Source organism: Mycobacterium sp. NGS15, assembly GCF_059813245.1.
The window spans coordinates 229,592-244,096 of sequence record NZ_JCALEF010000007.1 but is presented as its reverse complement, the minus strand read 5'-3'; the positions used below and the strand labels follow the sequence as shown (position 1 = coordinate 244,096).

Genomic DNA, 14,505 nt, shown 5'->3' with positions numbered 1-14,505 from the left:
CGCCCGGTAGTGTCGTTTGACGCCCAAGGACCCGGGGCGGCACACATACGGCAGGAGGTGATCACTGGTGGCGGCATCCGCAACCCACCGGTTCCTCCCGCGGACACGCCAGCACCCGGTGTCCGACCTCGCCGCGATGGTCTCGGCCGAGCTGCGCGGGCCAAGTGCCGCCGTGACCGTCTCCGGAGTCACGCTCAGGGCGCAGGACGCGCGCGCGGGTGACCTTTTCGCGGCGCTACCCGGCAGCACCGCGCACGGCGCACAGTTCGCGTCCGAGGCGGTCGCGGCGGGGGCAACGGCCGTGCTCACGGACACCGCCGGTGCCCAGCTGCTGGCGGATGAGGGTGTTGATATCGCGGTGCTGGTCCACCCCATCCCGCGCGCGGTGCTCGGTGTGCTCGCCGCGACGGTCTATGGAGATCCGTCGCGGCAGGTGCAGGTCGTGGGGGTGACCGGAACCTCCGGGAAGACCACGACCACCTATCTGGTGGAGGCCGGTCTACGGGCAGCGGGCAAGCGTGTCGGCCTCATCGGCACCGTCGGGGTGCGGATCGACGGCGAGGATGTGCCCAGTGCGCTGACCACTCCCGAGGCGCCGGCATTGCAGGAGCTATTGGCCGAAATGGTGCAGCGCGGTGTGGATACCGTGGTCATGGAGGTGTCCAGCCACGCATTGGCACTCAACCGCGTGGACGGGACACAATTTGTGGTGGGGGCATTCACCAATCTCTCGCGAGATCACCTCGACTTCCACCCCAATATGGAGGACTACTTCGCCACCAAGGCCCGGCTGTTCCAGCGTGATTCACCGCAGCGGGCGCGGCATTCGGTCATCTGCGTCGACGATGATGCCGGGCGCACCATGGCCGAGTTGGCGCGCGCGGCGGGCCCCGACGTCATCACGGTGAGCTCGCGCGCCGGCTCCGGCGCGGACTGGACCTGCTCGGACGTGTCGGTTGGCGACGACGGCGGTCAACGGTTCGCGGCCCATGGTCCCGGGCGTGGCGCTGAACTCGCTATCGCACTGCCAGGCCATTACAATGTGGCTAATTGTCTTGTGGCCGTTGCTATCTTGGAGTTGCTCGGGGTGCCGGCGGCGACTGCCGCACCGGGAATCGCGACCGCGGGGGTGCCGGGACGCATGGAGGCCGTGGTTGCCGGCCAGCCGTTCCTGGCCGTTGTCGACTATGCCCACAAGCCCGGAGCACTGCGCGCGGTCCTGGAGAGCCTGCGCAGTCACCGCGAGGGTCGGCTGGCGGTGGTGTTCGGTGCCGGCGGCAACCGCGACCGCGGCAAGCGCGCCGACATGGGGCAGGTTGCAGCGGAGCTGGCCGACCTGGTGGTGGTCACCGACGACAACCCCCGAGACGAGGATCCGGCCGCGATCCGGGCCGAAATCATCTCCGGGATAGATCATTCGGATGTTGAGGTGGTCGAGATTGGCGACCGGCGGGCCGCTATAGACTTTGCCGCCGGATGGGCACGCCCCGGGGACGCCGTCCTGATCGCGGGCAAGGGGCATGAGAGTGGTCAGCGCATCGGTGCGGTTTCCGTCCCGTTCGACGACCGGGTGGAGCTGCGTGCCGCGCTGGAAGGCCTGAAGAGCGCGAAAAGACGCGGGAGCCTGAATGATTGAGATGACCGTTGCCGAGATCGCCGAGATCGTCGGTGGACGTCTCGACGGAATCAGTCCCGACGAGGCCCGCAATACGATCGTCACCGGTACCGTCGAATTCGATTCGCGTCAGGTGGGGCCCGGCGGACTGTTTTTGGCCCTGCCGGGGGCCCGGGTCGACGGTCACGATCATGCCGAAGGCGCCGTCGGGGCCGGCGCCGTCGCGGTGCTGGCCGCCCGGCCGGTGGGTGTGCCGGCCATCGTGGTGCCCCCGACCGGCGTAGCACGCACTGAAGTTTCTGCACTGGAACATGATTCGGACGGGTCGGGTGCCGCGGTGCTGGCCGCGACGGCCGCACTGGCGGCCGAGGTGGCGCGTCGGCTCACGGGGCGGGGGTTACGCATCGTGGGCGTCACCGGCTCCTCGGGCAAGACGTCGACCAAGGACCTCATCGCCGCGGTGCTCAGTCCACTCGGTGAGGTGGTGGCTCCTCCCGGATCCTTCAACAATGAGCTTGGCCATCCCTGGACCGTCCTGCGGGCGAGCGAATCGACCAAGTTCCTGGTGCTGGAGCTGTCGGCTCGCCGCCCAGGAAACATCGCGGACCTGGCGGCCATCGCGCCGCCATCGATCGGTGTCGTGCTCAATGTCGGCACGGCACATCTGGGTGAGTTCGGCTCGCGACAGGCCATTGCCGATACCAAGGGCGAACTTCCGCAGTCGCTTTCGAGTGATGGTGTGGCGGTGCTGAATGCCGACGACTCGGCGGTGGCTGCGATGGCCGCCAAGACTCCGGCGCGGGTGGTGCGCACCAGTGTGCACAACACCGCCGATATCTGGGCGACCGAGGTGAGCGTCGACGACCTGGCACGTGCCCGCTTCATCCTGCATGCCGGTGACGCGACCGTCCCCGTGCAGCTGGCCGTGCACGGTGAGCATCAGGTGGCCAACGCGTTGGCGGCCGCCGCGGTCGCGCTGGAATGCGGCGCCACCCTCGCACAGGTCGCCGATGCACTCGCTGAGGCGGGCCCGGTGTCGCGACGCCGCATGGAGGTCAGTAATCGAGACGACGGGGTCACGGTCATCAATGACGCGTACAACGCCAACCCGGATTCGATGATGGCGGGGCTGAAGGCCCTGGTCTCCATGGCTCGCCACGGGCGAGAACCCCGCCGCAGCTGGGCGGTGCTGGGGGAGATGGCCGAGCTGGGTCCCGATGCGATATCCGAGCATGATCGCATTGGACGGGCCGCCGTGCGCTTAGATGTCAGTCGGTTGGTAGTCGTCGGAACCGGGAGGTCGCAGCGGGCAATGCATGCGGGTGCAGTGATGGAGGGGTCGTGGGGGTCCGAGGCGGTGCTGGTGGACGATCCTGCGGCAGCCGCCACGCTGCTCGCCGACGAGCTGGCCGCGGGTGACGTGGTGCTGGTCAAGGCATCGCGGTCGGCCGGGCTCTGGGTTGTGGCCGATGAGCTGCTGAAGGCGGGTGACGCATGAGGCAGATCATCATCGCCGCCGGGATCGCGATCCTGGTCTCGATCATGCTCACCCCGGTGCTCATCCGGGTGTTCTCGCGCCAGGGCTTCGGCCAGGAGATCCGGGACGACGGCCCGCAGCATCATCAGAAAAAGCGCGGCACTCCGTCGATGGGCGGGGTCGCGATCCTGGCCGGAATGTGGGCCGGGTACTTCGGGTCACACCTGGTCGGCATCGCGTTCGGTTCCGATGGCCCTTCGGCGTCGGGGCTGCTGGTGCTTGCGCTGGCCACCATGCTGGGTGGCGTCGGTTTCATCGATGACTTCATCAAGATCCGCAAGGCGCGCAACCTCGGCTTGAACAAGACCTCCAAGACGGTCGGCCAGATCTTGTCGGCGCTCGTCTTCGGGGTGCTGGTGCTGCAGTTCCGCAATACCGACGGGTTGACGCCGGGGAGTGCGCAGCTTTCCTACGTGCGTGAGATCGCTACCGTCGCCATGCCCGCCGCGATCTTCGTGCTCTTCTGCGTGATCCTGGTGATGTCGTGGTCCAACGCCGTCAACTTCACCGACGGCCTGGACGGGCTTGCCGGCGGATGTATGGCCATGGTGACCGGCGCCTACGTCATTGTGACCTTCTGGCAGTACCGCAACGCCTGCTCCACGCATCCCGGTGTTGCCTGCTACAACGTGCGCGACCCGCTGGACCTGGCGGTGATCGCCGCGGCCACTGCGGGCGCGTGTATCGGGTTTCTGTGGTGGAACGCCGCACCCGCCAAGATCTTCATGGGGGACACCGGATCGCTGGCCCTCGGCGGCATCATCGCGGGCCTGTCGGTGACCACCCGGACCGAGTTGCTCGCCGTGGTGCTGGGCGCGCTGTTCGTCGCCGAGATCGTGTCGGTGGTCCTGCAGATCGCCGCATTCCGCACCACCGGCCGCAGGGTGTTCCGCATGGCGCCGTTCCATCATCATTTCGAGCTGATGGGCTGGGCGGAAACGACGGTCATCATCCGGTTCTGGCTCCTGACGGCGATTGCCTGCGGGTTGGGATTGGCGCTGTTCTACGGCGAGTGGCTCGCCACGATCGGTGACTGACCGTCCATGACCGCTTCTGATGTGACCGGACTGGCCAGCGGGGCACGAGTTCTGGTCTGCGGTGCGCGTGTCACCGGCGATGCAGTGGTGGCCGCACTGGCCGGATTCCTCATTGTCATCACCGTCTGTGATGACAATGAGGAAGCCCTGCAGCGCCATCGCGAGGCAGGGCGTGGGGTGCTCACCACCGCCGAGGCGCAGCGTTCCATGGCCGAACAGGATCTGGTGATCGTCAGCCCGGGCTTCGGACCGTCCTCGCCCGTCGTGCTCGCCGCGGCTCAGGCGGGGTTGCCCATCTGGGGTGACGTCGAATTGGCGTGGCGGCTGGACGCGTCCGGCCGGTACGGACCGCCCAAGCGGTGGCTGGTGGTCACCGGAACCAACGGAAAGACCACGACCACGGCCATGGTCCACGACATGCTGACAGCATCGGGGCGCACCAGTGCGCTGTGTGGGAACATCGGCGACCCGGTGCTGAACGTGCTGGATCGCGATGTCGACTATCTCGCTGTCGAGCTGTCCAGCTTCCAACTGCATTGGGCGCCCTCGGTGCGCCCGGCGGCCGGCGTGGTGCTCAACGTGGCCGAGGATCACCTCGACTGGCATGGGGGAATGGACGCTTACTCCCGGGACAAGGCACGAGCGCTCAATGGTGAGATCGCAATAGTTGGTCTCGACGATGCGGTGGCCGCCGGGCTGCTGCCCGGCGCGTCGGCGCCGGTCAAGGCGGGGTTCCGCAGCGGTGAGCCCGCGCCAGGGGAGCTCGGAGTGCGCGATGGGCAGCTGGTGGACCGGGCATTCGGAGACGATGTGTCGTTGATCGAGGTGTCGAAGCTCCCGGTGGCGGGTCCGATCGGCGTGCTCAACGCGTTGGCCGCGACCGCGCTGGCCCGCGCGGTCGGTGTGCCTGCCGAGGCCGTTGCCCGCGCCTTGGGAGCCTTTCAGGTGGGGCGGCACCGGGCCGAGCTGGTCGCGCGGCATCACGGTGTTGCGTACGTGGATGACTCAAAGGCCACCAATCCGCATGCGGCCGCGGCGTCCATCGCGGCGTATCGGCGCGTCATCTGGATCGCCGGGGGATTGCTCAAGGGGGCTGCGGTCGATGAGCTGGTGCGTGGCTGCGCCGACCGGCTCGGCGCAGTTGTGCTGATCGGCACGGATCGAGGCTTGATTGCTGAGGCTTTGGCGCGACACGCGCCGGATATACCCGTCGTTGCGGTTGTGACGCGCGAGGATGCTGGGGTGCAAGAGGCAAATGTGGTCTATGTGACTGATGGGGCGGATGGGGGTGGCGTTGATTTGGGTACCCGAGTCATGTCCACGGCCGTCCGGCACGCCAGTACCGTGGCCCGGCCTGGCGACACCGTGCTGCTGGCCCCGGCCGGCGCATCCTTCGACCAATTCAGCGGGTACTCCGAGCGTGGCGAGAGATTCGCTGCGGCGGTACACGCACTTACCGGTTAGGTGACAGCGACGTGTCGGCCCTGACCGCCCCATTCGCCAGAATTTTCCGCTCCGAGAGCCGCGCTGCATCCACGACCGCGAGCGCGCCTGCCAAGAAGACCTCTGCTAAGAAGACCTCTGCTAAGAAGAACTCTGCCTCGAAGACCGACAGGCTGGTGGCCCGAACTCGGCTGGGTGCCTGGCTGAACCGGCCCATGACGTCGTTCCACCTGATCGTCGCGACCGCGGCGTTGCTCACCACACTCGGGCTCATCATGGTGCTCTCCGCATCGGGCGTCGAGTCCTACGACCTGGACGGGTCGGCGTGGGCCGTCTTCGGCAAGCAGGTGCTCTGGGTGTGTGTGGGCCTGGTCGGTTTCTATATCGCGCTACGCACTCCGATCCGGGTGATGCGCAAATACTCCTTCCCTGCGTTCGTCTTCACCATTGTCTTGATCACCTTGGTGCTGATACCCGGAATCGGCACGTACTCCAACGGTTCTCGCGGTTGGTTCGTCTACGGCGGCATGTCGATGCAGCCCTCGGAGCTCACCAAGATCGCCTTCGCGATCTGGGGTGCGCACCTGTTGGCATCGCGTCGTATGGAGAAGGCATCGATGCGCGAGATGCTCGTTCCCCTGGTACCCGCCGCGCTGATCGCGCTCGTGCTCATCGTCATCCAGCCCGATCTGGGGCAGACGGTCTCCATGAGCATCATCTTGTTGGCGCTGCTCTGGTACGCCGGTCTACCGCTGAAGGTGTTCCTCAGTTCGGTGATCGCAGCCGTCCTGGCGGCAGCCATCCTCGCAGTGTCGGCCGGATATCGCTCCGATCGGGTGAAGGCCTGGCTGGATCCCTCGGCGGACCCGCAGGCGACCGGCTATCAGTCGCGTCAGGCCCGATTCGCGCTGGCCCAAGGCGGTTTCTTCGGCCAGGGCCTGGGCCAGGGCTCGGCCAAGTGGCATTACCTGCCCAACGCCCACAACGACTTCATCTTTGCGATCATCGGCGAGGAGCTCGGTTTCGTCGGCTGCCTCGGGGTGCTGGCCCTGTTCGGGGTCTTCGCGTATACCGCCATGCGTATCGCCAAGCGCAGCGCCGATCCGTTCCTGCGAATGCTGACCGCCACCGCCGGCATGTGGGTCATCGGCCAGTCCTTCATCAACATCGGCTACGTGATCGGCCTGCTGCCGGTGACCGGTATCCAGCTTCCGCTCATTTCCTCGGGTGGAACAGCCACGGCCACGGCTCTTTTCATGATCGGCCTCATCGCCAACGCGGCGCGACACGAACCGGAGGCCGTTGCCGCCCTGCGTGCGGGTACGGGTGACCGGATGAACAGGCTGCTGCGCCTGCCGTCGCCGGAGCCGTATGTGGCGCCGCGGATCGACACCGCGCGTGATCGGCTCCGTGCCAAGTCGACCGGGCGGGGCGCCGAGACAGCCAATCCGCGGTCCGAGCGCACACGGCAGGCAGAGCCCAAACAAGGGCCCAAGCGCACGCCACGTGCACGCACCGAGAGCGAAGCAGGGCATCATAGGCAGGTACAGCAGGTGCGCAGGGCCTCAGGCACGCGTACGAGCGGCCGGTCCCGTGAGCAATCCCGGGCCGGGGGCTCACGTGCCCGAACCCATCGATAGCTGCCGATAAGTGATTGCCGCCAGACCGAAAGGATGCTCTCCGGAGTGAGTGATGAGGCGCTTGCGCGAAGAACATCAGGCGCCGACGAGCTTCGGCCGCTTTCGGTGGTGCTGGCCGGTGGCGGCACCGCGGGTCACGTGGAACCCGCGATGGCGGTCGCCGATGCGCTGCGTGAGATAGATCCATCGGTGCGGATTACCGCACTGGGTACCGAGCGCGGTCTGGAGACACGACTGGTGCCTGCCCGCGGGTACGACCTGGAACTGATCGTCCCGGTGCCGCTGCCGCGGCGACTCACGGGCGACCTGGTGCGCCTGCCGCTCCGGGTGCGCCGGGCGGTGCGGCAGACGCGGGCGGTGTTCGACAATGTCGGTGCCGATGTCGTGATCGGTTTCGGTGGTTACGTGGCCCTCCCCGCTTATCTGGCGGCTCGTGGCGGGCCGTTGCGCCGTTCTCGTGTTCCGGTGGTCATCCACGAGGCGAACGCACGCGCCGGCCTTGCCAATCGGGTCGGGGCGCGCCGTGCGCAGCGCGTGTTGTCGGCGGTCTCGGATTCGGGACTGCGCCGCGCGGAGGTGGTCGGCGTGCCGGTCCGTGGATCGATCACAGCACTGGATCGTGCCGCCTTGCGGCACGAGGCGCGTGCCCACTACGGATTTGACGATAACGCGCTGGTGCTGTTGGTGTTCGGCGGTTCCCAGGGGGCGGTGTCCCTGAATAACGCCGTCTCGGCCGCCGCCAATGACCTTGCCTCTGCGGGGGTTTCGGTGCTGCATGCGCATGGGCCGAAGAACACGATCGAGTTGCCCGAGCCGAGGCCGGAAGACGCCCCGGGCGTCCCCAGGTATGTGGCCCTGCCGTACCTGGACCGCATGGACCTGGCGTACGCCGCCGCCGATATCGCGGTGTGCCGGTCCGGAGCAATGACCGTCGCCGAGGTTTCGGCCGTCGGGCTGCCCGCCATCTATGTGCCCCTGCCCATCGGCAACGGCGAACAGCGCCTCAACGCGTTGCCGGTTGTCGAGGCCGGCGGCGGGGTCATCGTCGCGGATCGCGACCTCACTCCGGAGGCATTGGCGCGCATGGTGATCGAGATAGTGTCTGATTCGGACAAACTTGCCGAGATGACGGCGGCCGCCGCGCTGTCCGGGCACCCTGAGGCCGCACGCCAGGTGGCTCAGGTGGCCTTGGATGTTGCCCGAGAGCGGCGTTCCCAGAGACGGGGCACCCCGCGATGAACGTCGGTCCTCTCCCGGAACACCTGCGCCGTGTGCACATGGTCGGTATCGGCGGCGCCGGAATGTCCGGTATCGCCCGGATTCTGCTGGACAGGGGAGCGCAAGTGTCGGGCTCCGATGCCAAGGAGTCCCGCGGTGTGCTCGCGCTGCGTGCCCGTGGTGCCCTCGTCAACGTCGGCCACGATGGTGCTGCCCTGGACCTGCTGCCGGGCGGTCCGACCGTGGTCGTGACCACCCATGCCGCTATCCCCAAGAGCAACCCTGAACTGGTGGAAGCGAATCGGCGCGGAATACCGATCCTGCTGCGCCCGGTGGTGCTCGCGGATCTGATGGCCGGATACCGCACCCTCATGGTGACCGGAACGCACGGCAAGACCAGCACCACCTCGATGCTCATAGTGGCGCTACAGCACTGCGAGTACGACCCTTCGTTCGCGGTCGGCGGCGAGCTCAACGAGGCCGGTACCAACGCCCATCATGGCAGCGGTGACGTATTCGTGGCCGAGGCCGACGAAAGCGACGGGTCCCTGCTTCAGTACCGGCCCAATCTGATCATCGTCACCAATATCGAGGCCGACCACCTCGATCACTTCGGCAGTGTCGAGGCCTACATCGCAGTGTTCGATGCGTTCACCGAAACCCTTGGCCCCGAAGGGGTCCTGGTGGTGTGCCTGGATGACCCGGGTGCCGCGGCGCTGGCGCGCCGGGCCCACGAGCGTGGCATACGGGTGCGTGGCTACGGCAGCATCGACCAGGCCGAGGCAGGGGATGTCCCGGTGGCCGGGCGCCTGCGGGATTGGCAGTTCCGGGACACCGGAGCCATCGCCCAGATCCAGTTGGCGGGCGAGAACACGCCACGCACCATGCGGTTGGCGGTGCCCGGACGGCACATGGCCCTGAACGCACTGGCTGCCGTGGTGGCGGCCGTAGAGATCGGGGCCTCCGTCGAGTGCGTGCTCGACGGGTTGGCCGGATTTGAAGGTGTGCGCCGCCGATTCGAACTGGTCGGCCAGGTCGAGAGTGTCCGGGTTTTTGATGACTACGCGCACCATCCGACCGAGGTGCGCACGGTGCTGCAGGCGGTTTCCGGGATTGTCGCGCAGCAGGGATACGGCCGTTCCGTTGTCGTCTTTCAACCGCACTTGTACTCGCGCACAGCAGCTTTCGCTACAGAGTTCGCCGAGGCGCTGGGCATAGCCGATCTGGTATTCGTGCTCGATGTCTACGGGGCGCGGGAAGCGCCGCTGCCAGGTGTCAGCGGCGCGCTGATCGCCGAGCAGATCACCGGGGTGCCGGTGCATTACCTGCGCGACCTGTCGACGGTGGCGGATCAGGTCGCCGGAGCCACGGCGCCCGGGGATTTGGTGGTCACGATGGGCGCCGGCGATGTCACGCTGCAGGGCAAGGAGATCGTGCGTGCACTGCGCGTGCGGGCCAATGACTGGCCGCCACCGAGGAACGGTCAATGAGCGAGCCGGATAAGACCGCCGAGGACGCAGTGGAGCCGACCCCGGCACCCGGCGAGATCGAGGACACCGCGACCGGGACGGTCGACGGGGAGGACGTTGGGCCGAGCGCCGGCGAGGAAGACCCCGACGAGGGGCCGCGGATGCGGGCCAGGCGCGAGCGGATGGAGCGCCGGGATGCGCAGCGGCGCGCGATCGCCCTGGAACAGGCGCGGCGCGAGGCGAAGGCCGCTGCCAAGGGCAAGCACGTCGACCAGGGCAAGGCCGCAGGCCGAGGGAAAGTTCAGGGTCTACACACCTTGCTATTCGCGGTACTGCTCACGTTGATCGCGGTGGGGCTCGCAGCAATTCTGTACTTCACGCCGCTGATGTCGGTGCGCCAGACGGTGGTAACCGGTACCGGGGTGATAACCCAAGAGGACGTCCTGGGTGCGCTGAACATTGCGCAGGGAACACGGCTGCTGCAGATCGACACTGCCGCGGCCGCGGATCGGGTGGCCAGTATCCGCCGGGTGGCCAGCGCGCGGGTGCAATGCGAGTATCCGTCGACGCTGCGCGTCACGATCGTCGAGCGGATTCCGGTCGCGGCATGGTCGGGAGGCGATGGCACGCACCTCATTGACCGCGATGGGGTCGACTTCGCCAACGAACCGCCGCCACCGGGAATCCCGGCGCTCGACGTGGTGGCTCCGGGCCCGCAGGACCCGACGACCAAGGCGGCGCTGCAGGTGCTAACCTCGCTGGCGCCCGACCTGGCCCGGCAGGTCGCCAAGGTCGCGGCGCCGTCGGTGTCGTCGATCACGCTGACCCTCGACGATGGTCGCACCATCGTGTGGGGGACCACCGATCGCACCGCAGAGAAGGCGGAGAAGCTCGGGGCGCTGCTCACGCAGCCCGGCCGCATGTATGACGTGTCCAGCCCGGATCTGCCCACTGTCAAGTAGCGGCCCGTCTGCTCACAGTTTCCAGAAATAGCCACGGGAAAATCCCGGCATCCTTCGGCGCGCCTCCCGGGCGCGGTATACCGCGCCCCCTACCGTTCTGTTTCAGCGGGACAACCTGACATAACTCTAAGCCTGAGGTAGAGGTTGAGAGTTTGCAGAGAGGCTCCAGCTACCCAGACCACGGCAGCAACCAGGGAGGAAGGCGACTATGACGCCTCCACACAACTACCTCGCGGTGATCAAGGTCGTCGGCATCGGTGGCGGCGGCGTCAACGCTGTCAACCGAATGATCGAACACGGCCTCAAAGGGGTCGAGTTCATCGCGATCAACACCGACGCGCAAGCGCTGTTGATGAGCGATGCCGACGTCAAGCTTGACGTCGGCCGCGACTCCACGCGCGGCCTGGGTGCAGGTGCGGACCCCGATGTGGGGCGCAAGGCCGCCGAGGACGCCAAGGACGAGATCGAGGAGCTGCTCAAGGGCGCCGACATGGTCTTCGTGACCGCCGGTGAGGGTGGTGGTACCGGTACCGGTGGCGCGCCCGTGGTGGCCAGCATCGCGCGCAAGCTCGGCGCGCTGACCATCGGTGTGGTCACCCGCCCGTTCTCGTTCGAGGGCAAGCGCCGCAGTGGCCAGGCGGAGAACGGAATCGGCTCGCTGCGCGAGAGCTGCGACACGCTCATCGTCATCCCCAACGATCGCCTGCTGCAGATGGGCGACGCCGCGGTATCGCTCATGGACGCATTCCGCAGTGCCGACGAGGTGCTGCTCAACGGTGTTCAGGGCATCACCGATCTCATCACCACGCCGGGTCTGATCAACGTCGACTTCGCCGACGTGAAGAGCGTGATGTCCGGTGCCGGTAGTGCCCTGATGGGTATCGGATCGTCGCGCGGTGACGGCAGGGCGCTCAAAGCCGCTGAGACCGCGATCAATTCACCGCTGCTCGAGGCCTCGATGGAAGGTGCGCAGGGTGTGCTGATGTCGATTGCCGGCGGCAGCGACCTGGGTCTGTTCGAAATCAACGAGGCTGCGACACTGGTGCAGGAATCCGCGCACCCCGAAGCCAACATCATCTTCGGTACCGTCATTGACGACTCGCTCGGCGACGAGGTGCGCGTCACCGTCATCGCTGCCGGATTCGATGCCGGTGGTCCCAGTCGCACGCCGATCAGCGGCACGGCGGCCCCGGGCGCCGTGGCCCCCGGCAAGGCCGGTGCGGTCAACGGCTCCCGCTCGAACGGCAACAGCATCTTCGACACCATTGACGCGCAGAGCCTGCCCAGGGATACCAACGGTGCCACGGTGACGCTCGGCGGCGACGAGGACGATGTCGACGTGCCACCCTTCATGCGGCGATGAGCGCTTGCGTGGAGAGCGTCACACAGGGCTAGGACTACCTTCTCACTCATGGGTTTTCGAGTTCGGCGCGTGACCACAACCCGCCGCGGTGGGGCGTCCCGCGCGCCGTTTGACAGTTTCAACCTCGGTGATCACGTCGGCGATGATCCGAACGCGGTGGCGGCCAACCGATCCCGGCTCGCGGGTGCGCTCGGGCTGTCGGACGATCACCTGATCTGGATGCAGCAGGTCCACGGCGACCACGTGCACACGATCGAAGGTCCCGAAGCGGCGGTGATTCCGGAGACCGACGCGCTGGTGACAAGCCAGCCCGGGATCGCGCTGGCGGTGCTGACCGCCGATTGTGTCCCGGTGCTGTTCGCCGACGCGGAGGCGGGTGTCGTCGCGGGTGCCCATGCAGGACGGGTAGGGGCGAAGCTCGGCATCGTGCCGCGCACGATCGAAGCCATGGTGGACGCCGGAGCACAGGTGGAACGCATCTCGGCCTTCCTCGGACCGGCGGTAAGCGGTCGTCACTACGAGGTTCCCGCTGACATGGCCGCCGAGGTGGAGCAGGCACTGCCTGGTAGCCGCACCACGACCTCCGCCGGAACTCCGGGCCTGGACCTACGCGCCGGAATCGCCCGCCAGCTCTCCGGATTGGGAGTGACAGCCATCGATATCGACCCGCGGTGCACCGTGGAGGATTCCGATCTGTTCAGCTATCGCCGGGAGCCGCGTACCGGCCGGCTGGCGTCGGTGATCTGGCTCAGCTGATGTCGCGTGCCGATGAGCTGAGCACCGCGCTGGACGCGGTACGGGCGCGGGTTCACGCGGCCGCAAGGGCCGTCGATCGCGACCCGGACGAGATCCAACTGCTGCCCGTCACCAAGTTTTTCCCGGCGAGCGACGTCGAAGAGCTGTACCGGTTGGGCTGCCGCGCGTTCGGGGAATCGAGGGATCAGGAGGCCTCCGCCAAGGTGGAGCAGGTCGGTCACGCGGATATCCAATGGCACATGGTCGGCAAGCTGCAGCGCAACAAGGCGAAATCGGTTGCTCGCTGGGCATATTCGGTGCATTCGGTGGACGACCCGCGGCTGGTGTCCGCGTTGGATACGGCTCGCGGAGCCGGGGACAAGGGCGAGCCGCTGCATGTTTACCTCCAAATCAGCCTCGACGGCGACGTCGCGCGGGGTGGGGTGGATATCGCTGACCTCACCGGGATCGACGAGCTCTGCGGGCAGGTGGTCGCCAGCGAGCATCTGGAGCTTGCCGGGCTGATGGCTCTGCCCCCTCGCGAGGCCGATCCGGACCAGGCCTTTCGTCGGCTCCAGCAAGAACATGAACGCGTCAGACATCGCTACCCACAAGCGAATCGCCTGTCGGCAGGAATGTCCAACGACCTGGAGACCGCCATTAAATATGGGTCCACTTGTGTGCGTGTCGGAACGGCGCTGATGGGACAACGACCGCTAACGTCACGGTAGATCGTCACTCCAGTCACATTTGCAACACAGCTGTAGAGACCGAGCGAACAACTGAACTCCATATAGCCCACGCACGGAAGGTCACGCGATGAGCACGCTGCACAAGGTCAAGGCCTACTTCGGCATGGCTCCCATGGACGACTATGACGACGAGTACTACGACGACGTCGACGCTCCCGCGCCCCGCCGCGCGCCCGTCGAGGACCGCCGGTACCCGCGTCGTGGCGAGCGGTTCGCCGACGATGCCGAGTATGGCTATGACGAGCCTGGCTACCGACCGGCCGGCGCGGGTGGTTACGCCGAGGAAGACCGCTTTGCCGCCCGCCATCCGGCGCCGCGCGAATTCGACCGTCCGGCACCGCGTTTGGGCTCGCTACGGGGTAGCGCTCCGACCCGTGGCGCACTGGCCATGGATCCGCGCCGCGCCGCCATCTTCGAAGAGGGAAGCCCGTTGTCGAAGATCACCACGCTGCGTCCCAAGGATTACAGCGAGGCCCGCACCATTGGCGAGCGTTTCCGCGATGGCACCCCGGTCATCATGGACCTGGTGTCGATGGACAATGCCGATGCCAAGCGAGTCGTGGACTTCGCGGCCGGGCTCGCGTTTGCCTTGCGCGGTTCGTTCGACAAGGTGGCGACCAAGGTCTTCCTGCTGTCTCCGGCCGATATCGACGTCAGCGCCGAGGAGCGCCGCCGGATCGCCGAGAGCGGCTTCTACTCCTACCAGTAAAGAGCTTAGCCGAGTGCGAGCCTGG

Annotated in this window: 12 protein-coding genes; all 12 read left to right on the top strand. The window is 67.0% G+C overall.

The genetic code is table 11. From position 1 onward, the window contains the following. Positions 1-67 precede the first annotated feature (67 nt). The 12 genes from AC5Y5C_RS22000 (at position 68) to AC5Y5C_RS21945 (ending at position 14,480) form a co-directional block, all read left to right on the top strand. Positions 68-1,636 (top strand): UDP-N-acetylmuramoyl-L-alanyl-D-glutamate--2,6-diaminopimelate ligase, encoded by a 1,569-nt coding sequence (locus AC5Y5C_RS22000; RefSeq protein WP_499976463.1) that lies wholly within the window; start codon positions 68-70, stop codon positions 1,634-1,636. Then, complete coding sequence (locus tag AC5Y5C_RS21995) at positions 1,629-3,113, top strand: UDP-N-acetylmuramoyl-tripeptide--D-alanyl-D-alanine ligase (protein ID WP_499976461.1); 1,485 nt, start codon at positions 1,629-1,631, stop codon at positions 3,111-3,113. Before AC5Y5C_RS22000 ends, AC5Y5C_RS21995 begins: the two co-directional genes overlap by 8 nt. Beyond that, positions 3,110-4,189, top strand: a complete 1,080-nt coding sequence (gene mraY, locus AC5Y5C_RS21990; protein ID WP_499976459.1) for a phospho-N-acetylmuramoyl-pentapeptide-transferase — start codon at positions 3,110-3,112, stop codon at positions 4,187-4,189. Before AC5Y5C_RS21995 ends, mraY begins: the two co-directional genes overlap by 4 nt. A 6-nt stretch (positions 4,190-4,195) precedes the next feature. Next, positions 4,196-5,653, top strand: a complete 1,458-nt coding sequence (gene murD, locus AC5Y5C_RS21985; RefSeq protein ID WP_499976458.1) for a UDP-N-acetylmuramoyl-L-alanine--D-glutamate ligase — start codon at positions 4,196-4,198, stop codon at positions 5,651-5,653. An 11-nt stretch (positions 5,654-5,664) separates the two neighbouring features. Then, positions 5,665-7,272 (top strand): putative lipid II flippase FtsW, encoded by a 1,608-nt coding sequence (gene ftsW, locus AC5Y5C_RS21980; RefSeq protein WP_499976456.1) that lies wholly within the window; start codon positions 5,665-5,667, stop codon positions 7,270-7,272. A 33-nt stretch (positions 7,273-7,305) separates the two neighbouring features. Next, the gene (gene murG, locus AC5Y5C_RS21975) at positions 7,306-8,511 is read left to right on the top strand and encodes an undecaprenyldiphospho-muramoylpentapeptide beta-N-acetylglucosaminyltransferase (RefSeq protein WP_499976454.1); all 1,206 of its coding nucleotides are present in this window, start codon (positions 7,306-7,308) and stop codon (positions 8,509-8,511) included. Next, positions 8,508-9,980, top strand: a complete 1,473-nt coding sequence (gene murC / locus AC5Y5C_RS21970; RefSeq protein WP_499976453.1) for a UDP-N-acetylmuramate--L-alanine ligase — start codon at positions 8,508-8,510, stop codon at positions 9,978-9,980. The genes murG and murC overlap by 4 nt, the downstream gene beginning before the upstream one ends. Continuing rightward, positions 9,977-10,921, top strand: a complete 945-nt coding sequence (locus tag AC5Y5C_RS21965; RefSeq protein ID WP_499976451.1) for a cell division protein FtsQ/DivIB — start codon at positions 9,977-9,979, stop codon at positions 10,919-10,921. Before murC ends, AC5Y5C_RS21965 begins: the two co-directional genes overlap by 4 nt. A 208-nt stretch (positions 10,922-11,129) precedes the next feature. Beyond that, positions 11,130-12,284 carry a cell division protein FtsZ gene (ftsZ, locus tag AC5Y5C_RS21960; protein WP_499976449.1) on the top strand — a complete coding sequence of 385 codons (1,155 nt, stop codon included), beginning with the start codon at positions 11,130-11,132 and terminating at the stop codon, positions 12,282-12,284. Positions 12,285-12,332: 48 nt separating this feature from the next. Then, the gene (gene pgeF, locus AC5Y5C_RS21955; RefSeq protein ID WP_499976447.1) at positions 12,333-13,040 is read left to right on the top strand and encodes a peptidoglycan editing factor PgeF; all 708 of its coding nucleotides are present in this window, start codon (positions 12,333-12,335) and stop codon (positions 13,038-13,040) included. Beyond that, complete coding sequence (locus AC5Y5C_RS21950; protein ID WP_499976446.1) at positions 13,040-13,750, top strand: YggS family pyridoxal phosphate-dependent enzyme; 711 nt, start codon at positions 13,040-13,042, stop codon at positions 13,748-13,750. Before pgeF ends, AC5Y5C_RS21950 begins: the two co-directional genes overlap by 1 nt. Positions 13,751-13,838: 88 nt before the next feature. After that, positions 13,839-14,480, top strand: coding sequence for a cell division protein SepF (locus AC5Y5C_RS21945; protein WP_499976445.1), 642 nt, complete (start codon positions 13,839-13,841; stop codon positions 14,478-14,480). Positions 14,481-14,505: the final 25 nt, after the last annotated feature.

Bases quoted from the DNA above. Each gene is read 5' to 3' on its own strand.
- AC5Y5C_RS21995 (WP_499976461.1), top strand. From the start codon at position 1,629: ATGATTGAGATGACCGTTGCCGAGATCGCCGAGATCGTCGGTGGACGT.
- mraY (WP_499976459.1), top strand. From the start codon at position 3,110: ATGAGGCAGATCATCATCGCCGCCGGGATCGCGATCCTGGTCTCGATC.
- murD (WP_499976458.1), top strand. From the start codon at position 4,196: ATGACCGCTTCTGATGTGACCGGACTGGCCAGCGGGGCACGAGTTCTG.
- murG (WP_499976454.1), top strand. From the start codon at position 7,306: ATGCTCTCCGGAGTGAGTGATGAGGCGCTTGCGCGAAGAACATCAGGC.
- murC (WP_499976453.1), top strand. From the start codon at position 8,508: ATGAACGTCGGTCCTCTCCCGGAACACCTGCGCCGTGTGCACATGGTC.
- AC5Y5C_RS21965 (WP_499976451.1), top strand. From the start codon at position 9,977: ATGAGCGAGCCGGATAAGACCGCCGAGGACGCAGTGGAGCCGACCCCG.
- ftsZ (WP_499976449.1), top strand. From the start codon at position 11,130: ATGACGCCTCCACACAACTACCTCGCGGTGATCAAGGTCGTCGGCATC.
- pgeF (WP_499976447.1), top strand. From the start codon at position 12,333: ATGGGTTTTCGAGTTCGGCGCGTGACCACAACCCGCCGCGGTGGGGCG.
- AC5Y5C_RS21950 (WP_499976446.1), top strand. From the start codon at position 13,040: ATGTCGCGTGCCGATGAGCTGAGCACCGCGCTGGACGCGGTACGGGCG.
- AC5Y5C_RS21945 (WP_499976445.1), top strand. From the start codon at position 13,839: ATGAGCACGCTGCACAAGGTCAAGGCCTACTTCGGCATGGCTCCCATG.